Genomic DNA, 5566 nt, shown 5'->3' on the forward strand with positions numbered 1-5566 from the left:
TACTCGCCGAGATCATTGCAATGCCCACCGATTCCGTCGTTCATCAACTCGCCGTGCGCGTCGGCAACACGCTGCGCGAGACGCAGCTCCTGCTGGCAACCGCCGAATCGTGCACGGGGGGGATGGTGGCGACTGCCGTGACCGACATCTCGGGCAGCAGCGGATGGTTCGAGCGCGGCTTCGTCACGTATTCGAATCAGGCGAAAACGGAAATGATCGGCGTGCCCGCCGAACTCATCGAAAAGCACGGCGCCGTCAGCGAGAGCGTCGCACGCGCCATGGCGGAAGGCGCGCTGCGCAACAGCCACGCGCAGGTCTCACTCGCTATCACGGGCGTGGCCGGCCCCGGCGGCGGCACGGAGACGAAACCCGTCGGCATGGTGTGCTTCGCCTGGAGCAATCGATTGGAAACGTCGGCCGAAACGCTGGTGTTCAAGGGCGACCGCGAACAGATTCGCGTCCAGGCGGCCGCGCACGCGCTGCGCGGCCTGCTGAAACATCTCGACGAGAACGAGCGCTGAACGCAGCGCTCGCACCCGGCGCTGCCGATCAACGATAGGCGTTGATCTTGTCGCGCGTTTGCTCGGCGGCAAGCGCGGCGGCCCGCGCGAAGTTTTCGTCCTTGCCCGCGTAGAGAATCGCGCGCGACGAATTGATCATCATCCCGCCGCCCGTGCTCGTGCGCCCAGCGTGCACCGTCGCTTCCACATCGCCGCCCTGCGCGCCGATACCCGGAATCAGCAGCGGCATGTCGCCAACGATACCGCGCACGATCTCGATCTCCTTCGGGAACGTCGCCCCCACCACCAAGCCAAGCTGCCCGCTCGCATTCCATTTTTCGGCCGCCAGCGAAGCGACGACTTGGTACAGCGGCCGCCCTAGCGTGTCGAGGAACTGCAAATCGGAGCCGCCCGGGTTCGAGGTGCGGCACAGCACGATGACGCCCTTGCCGTCATGCGCGAGGTACGGCTCGATCGAATCGAAACCCATGTACGGATTGACTGTCACGGCATCGGCACGATAGCGCTCGAATGCCTCGCGCGCGTATTGCTCGGCCGTGCTGCCGATGTCGCCACGCTTCGCGTCGAGGATGACCGGCAAGCCCGGGTGCCGCTCGTGGATGTGCGCGATCAGCGCTTCGAGCTGATCCTCTGCACGGTGCGCGGCGAAGTAGGCGATCTGCGGTTTGAACGCGCTGGCGAACGGCGCCGTCGCGTCGACGATCTCGCGGCAGAAGTCGAAAATCCGGTCGGGGCGGTTGGCGAGCGCGCCCGGGAAACGCGACGGTTCGGGATCGAGGCCGACGGTGAGCAGCGAGCCCGTGCGTTGCCAGGCATCGCCCAGCGAGCGGACGAACGAGTAGGTGGTGGACATGACGAAATCGAGATGGGTGCCGGTGGCGGGAAAGGCCCGTATTTTACCCGGGCGAGCGTGCAGGTCGGATACGGCCGCATCGAGGAGGCCGGCAGGTGTCGCAGGTGCCGTAGAACGTAGCGCTTAGCGTTGCGCCATCTGCATCCATTCGCAGCGTGTCGCCCGCCGGCGCGCTCGTCCGAATTGCCGTGCGGCCAACGGCCAAGCCTCGGTGCCGGCTAGCGGCCGACCGGCTCGACCGTGAACCGAAACTCCCGTTCGAGCGTCTCGCCCGGTGCCAACAGGGTCATCCCGTGTTCGCAGGCGCCGCCCGGCAGATTGACCGCATTGATCGGGTGATCGACGGGTTCGAAGCAGAAGAAATCTTCACCGGGCGGCGTATAGAGCACGTAATAATCGGCGTCGGCTGCGATCGTCAGCGATAGCCGTTTGCGCGGCCAGACGACGGCAGCCCGCCCGCTCCATTGCGTGAAAGCGTGGTTCACGAGCGCGCCGGGCAACGGATAAGCCACGCCGAACGTCCAGGCGGGCGGCACCGGCACGTGGCGCACCGGCAGCCAGTCGTCGCCGGACAGCCACAGCCCGCTCGCGGCTGCCGAAAGGCGCGTGTCGCCATCGCGCGCGAGGAACGGATGCAAGCCGAGCCCGAACGGCATCGCCTCGCGCCCGGCGTTTTCGACGCTGAGCGTCACGCACAGCGTCGCCTCGTCGAGCACGTAGCGCTGCGTCGCGCGATACGCATAGGGCTTGGCCCGCTCGCGCTCGAGTGCGAGCGTCGCATGCGTCTCGCCGCGTTCAACGACGCGCCACGGCCGCAGCCAGCCGTCGCCGTGAATCGGCAGCGGTTCGCCGGCCCGATTGCGCGGAACGGACACCTCACGCCCCTCGAAGCGAAAGCGCGCCCCGCCGATGCGATTCGAATACGGGACGAGCGGATAACAGGCAAGCGCATTCGGATCCGTGTCGGGCCGCGCGCCGTCGCAACCGCGGAAAATGGGCGTTGGGGTGCCGCCGTCGCCGTGCCAGTCGAAGCGCGTCATGCCGCCGCCGAGCGCCGGCGCGAGGTCGATACGCAATTGCGCGTTGGCGAGGGTGAGATCGGTTTGACGGTGCGCACCGGCGGCCCCGCGTACGATCACCGAGGTTGCCGGCCCGGGCCGCACCGGCTGAACGATGGAGGCCAGCTTCGCATGGCGCTCCTCGGCGCGGGTGCCGCGCGCCTGCGTGCGGCTGCTGGGCGTCTCGGAAGCACGCGCCCCCCGGGCAGCGGGGGCGTCGGTATTCGGTGCGCTCATGATCAACTCCGTCGAGAGGCGCCGGGCCGGCGGGGCCGGCTTGGCGGTATGCGAAGGCGTGTCTTTGCCGCCTTTGACTCCAGATATGTCGTTCGGTTTAACGCGGAATGCCCGCGATTACCGCCACTGTCCGAGAAAGCGCGGCTCCGCCAGCCCGCGCCGCGTGCCCGGCGCAACAAAGATCCCGCCCGCCTCCGGCTCGGCCGCGAGGGCAGCCGCATCGAGTTCGGCGCGCGCACTCGTCACGTAAAGCGTGTCGAGATTCGGGCCGCCCAATGCGACACAGCTCGGCTGGCTCGTCGGCACGCGCACACGTTCGGTCTCGATGCCGTCCGCGCCGTAGCGCACCACCCGGCCGCCGCCCCACTGAGCGTTCCAGAGCCCGCCATCGGCGTCGACGGTCGAGCCGTCGGGCACCCCATCGGCGTCTTCGAGCCGCGTGAAGACGCGAACGTTGCCGATCGTGCCGTCAGCACCGTAATCGCAAGCCAGGATTTCGCGCGTCGGCGAATCGCAGAAATACATCGTCGCGCCGTCAGGGCTGAAGGAAATGCTGTTCGAGATCGCCGGTGCCGGCAACGGCAGCCGCTCGAGCGATAAATCGTGGTTGAGTCGATAAAAGCCGCCGATTGCGCGCATGGGCGCGCCTTCGTGCTTGGTGCCGAAGACGAACCGCCCTTGCCGGTCGCAGCGCCCGTCGTTCAGCCGCGTGTCGAGCTCCGGCTCGACGTCGACGATCGGGCGCATCTCGCGCGTCGTCAGATCGAAAAAGGCGAGATGCGTCGCGAGGCCCAGCAGCAGGTGATCCGGTTCGGCGCAAAGCGCGAACGTCGCCAGCCGTTCGGGCATCGTCCAGCTCATGCGCTCGCCCGTGCCCGGATCGTAGCGATACAGGCACGCGCCTTCGATGTCCGTCCAATAAAAGCGGCCTGTCCGTGCGCACCAGGTCGCGCCCTCGCCCAGCGTGCACTGCACCGGCACGGCAAGCGTCGCGGTGGCTCGAATGTCCTGCTCGCTCATGCCCAGCCTCCGTCCACGATGAACTCCTGCGCCGTCACCATGCGGCTGTCGTCGGCCGCCAAAAACAGCGCCATGCGTGCCAGATCCTCGGGCATCAGTTCGCCGTCGAGGCATTGCCCTTCCTTCAACGCGCGTTTGCCCGCTTCGTCGAGCCACAGCTTGCGCTGCTTCTCGGTCAGGACCCAGCCGGGCACGAGCGTGTTGACGCGGATGCCGAACGGCCCGAGATCGCGGGCCAGCGCATGCGTGAGGCCCTGGATCGCCGCCTTCGACGTCAGATAGACGGGCATGCCGCCTTGCTTGAGCATCCAGCTGATCGAACCGAGATTGATGATCGAACCCCCGCCCGCGCGCTTCATGTCTTCGACGACAGCCTGCGCGGCGAAGAACTGGTGGCGCAGGTTGACGGCGATGCCCGCGTCGAACGAAGCTGGCGTGACATCGGCGAGGGCATGCCGCACGTCGTTCGCCGCGTTGTTGACGAGCACGGTGATCGGGCCGAGGGCACTTTGCGCATCGGCGATCGCGGCGCGCAGTGCTTCGATGTCGGTGACATCGCAGGCGAGAAAGAGCGGCTTTTCAGGCGCATCGCCGAGCGCATCGGCCCATGCCTCGCCCGCACTCGCGTCGATGTCGCAAAACGCGACACGCGCGCCTTGCCGTGCGAAATGTTCGACGAACGAAGCGCCGATACCGGTGGCGCCGCCCGTGATCAATACGGTGCGGCCCGCGAGGCTGGGGTAGCGCGCGTAAGGACCCAGCTGCGGATGGTCGGGAAGCGACATCGTGAAATTCTCCGTTAGGCCAAGGGCCCGCTCGCGCCATCGCGCGCGGGCCCGGAACACCACTTGTTATCGTTCTTCGGTCGTCAACCGCCGACCACGCTCAATCGCGCGAACCGCGGTTCTTGAGCTGATCGAGCAGCACGGCTGCGAGCAGGATCGCGCCCCGCACGAGATATTGATAGAAGGCGTCGATGTTCATCAGATTCATGACGTTCTCGACCGTGCCCATGATGAGCACGCCGATCACGACGCCCGAAATCGTCGCGCGGCCGCCGAGCAGCGATACCCCACCCAGCACGCATGCCGAGATGACGTTGAGCTCGAACCCTTCGGCGGCGTTCGGCTGGCCCGAAGTGATACGCGAGGCAAGAATCACGCCGGCGAGTGCGGTGACGGCGCCCTGAATCAGGAAGATCATGACGCGCGTGCGCTCGACGTTGATCCCGGCCAGGCGCGAAGCCTCGGGATTGCCGCCGATCGCGAGCGTATTGCGGCCATAGACGGTCTGGTTCAGCAGCACGCCGAACCCGATAAAGCAAATGAGCGTGACCCAAATCGGCAGCGACACGCCGAGCATCGTCAGTCCGCCCAGCGCGATGAACGTATCCGACGATACGCCCACGGCTTGCCCGTGCGAGACGATGAAGCCGAGCCCACGCACGATTTCCATCGTGGCCAGCGTCGTGATCAGCGCGTTGATGCGCAGATACGCGATGACGGCGCCGTTGACCCAGCCGATCGCGGCACCGGCCGCCACCGCGGCCACGATCGCGATGAACGTGTTGCCCGTCGCATTGAGCACCATCGCGCACAGCACGCCGGCGAACGCGACGGTCGAGCCGACGGACAAGTCGAAGTCGCGCGAGGCCAGACAGAACATCATCGTACAGGCGACCATGCCGATCTGCGACACCGACAGCGCGAGGCCGAGCATATTTTCGATCGAGAAGAAGTGATCGACGGTCAACGACGTCGTCACGAACATCACGGCGAAAATCACAATGAGGCTGTATTCGGTGACTTGCTGCCACCACTTCTGCCGATCGTTCGGCTGCGGGATCAACGCCTCGGCCGCGCGCTTGGCGCCCGCCT

Annotated in this window: 6 protein-coding genes; 1 reads left to right on the top strand and 5 read right to left on the bottom strand. The window is 66.6% G+C overall.

Features of this window, described 5'->3' with window-relative positions; translation table 11 throughout:
• Window positions 1–20 precede the first annotated feature (20 nt).
• Window positions 21–521: a CinA family protein gene (locus ACTHL0_RS22900; RefSeq protein WP_440569250.1), complete on the top strand. Its 501-nt coding sequence runs from the start codon at window positions 21–23 to the stop codon at window positions 519–521.
• A 28-nt stretch (window positions 522–549) separates the two neighbouring features.
• Here the strand turns inward: ACTHL0_RS22900 and pyrF are convergent, their stop codons facing one another.
• From pyrF to araH, 5 genes are all read right to left on the bottom strand, one after another.
• Window positions 550–1374, bottom strand: a complete 825-nt coding sequence (gene pyrF, locus ACTHL0_RS22905) for an orotidine-5'-phosphate decarboxylase (protein WP_440569245.1) — start codon at window positions 1372–1374, stop codon at window positions 550–552.
• A gap of 218 nt (window positions 1375–1592) precedes the next feature.
• On the bottom strand, window positions 1593–2669 hold the full coding sequence (locus ACTHL0_RS22910; protein WP_440569246.1) for an aldose 1-epimerase: 1077 nt from the start codon (window positions 2667–2669) through the stop codon (window positions 1593–1595).
• 117 nt (window positions 2670–2786) lie between these two features.
• Complete coding sequence (locus ACTHL0_RS22915) at window positions 2787–3689, bottom strand: SMP-30/gluconolactonase/LRE family protein (protein ID WP_440569248.1); 903 nt, start codon at window positions 3687–3689, stop codon at window positions 2787–2789.
• Complete coding sequence (locus ACTHL0_RS22920; RefSeq protein ID WP_440569249.1) at window positions 3686–4474, bottom strand: SDR family NAD(P)-dependent oxidoreductase; 789 nt, start codon at window positions 4472–4474, stop codon at window positions 3686–3688. Before ACTHL0_RS22920 ends, ACTHL0_RS22915 begins: the two co-directional genes overlap by 4 nt.
• A 100-nt stretch (window positions 4475–4574) precedes the next feature.
• The gene (araH, locus tag ACTHL0_RS22925) at window positions 4575–5537 is read right to left on the bottom strand and encodes an L-arabinose ABC transporter permease AraH (protein ID WP_440569251.1); all 963 of its coding nucleotides are present in this window, start codon (window positions 5535–5537) and stop codon (window positions 4575–4577) included.
• Window positions 5538–5566: the final 29 nt, after the last annotated feature.

This window comes from Trinickia sp. (assembly GCF_051961175.1).
Taxonomy (GTDB): Bacteria; Pseudomonadota; Gammaproteobacteria; order Burkholderiales; family Burkholderiaceae; genus Trinickia.